The 571-nt window shown below is 74.6% G+C and carries 1 protein-coding gene; it reads left to right on the forward strand.

Translation table 11 applies throughout. From position 1 onward, the window contains the following. Positions 1-571, forward strand: a 571-nt coding sequence (locus RCF13_RS11320; RefSeq protein ID WP_308141189.1) for a DUF3459 domain-containing protein, incomplete at both ends; no start/stop codon positions are given.

Raw genomic sequence — 571 nt, forward strand, 5'->3', positions numbered from 1 at the left:
ATCGCGGCGGCCGCCCGCGTGGCGAACCCAGCGCCCACCTGCCGCCCACGGCTTTCGTGCTGTTCCTGCAGAACCACGACCAGACCGGCAACCGCGCCCAGGGCGAACGCCTGACCACCCTGACGCCATCGCCGGACCGCCTGCGCGCGGCGGTTGCCCTGCAACTGCTGGCCCCGCAGATCCCCCTGATCTTCATGGGCGAGGAATGCGGCAGCACCGCGCCCTTCCTCTACTTCACCAGCCATGCCGATCCGGCGCTGGCGCGGGCGGTGCGCGAGGGCAGGCGCCGCGAGTTCCCGGCCCTCGCGCTCGACGCGGCCGCGGTGCCCGACCCCGGCGCCATCGACACCTATGTCCGCAGCCAGCCATGGACCGCCGAACACAGCGACGAGGGCAAGGCCTGGCGCACCTATTACCGGGCGCTGCTGCACCTGCGGCGGCAGCTCATCGCGCCGCGCCTGCGCGGCGCGGTCAGCCTGGGCGCCCTGGCGCTGGGCGCCGCCACCGCGCTCGCCCGCTGGCGGCTGGGCGATGGCGCGGTGCTCTCGCTGTACGTCAACCTGGGCGACGC

The organism is Stenotrophomonas maltophilia group sp. RNC7 (assembly GCF_030910085.1).
GTDB lineage: Bacteria > Pseudomonadota > Gammaproteobacteria > Xanthomonadales > Xanthomonadaceae > Stenotrophomonas > Stenotrophomonas sepilia.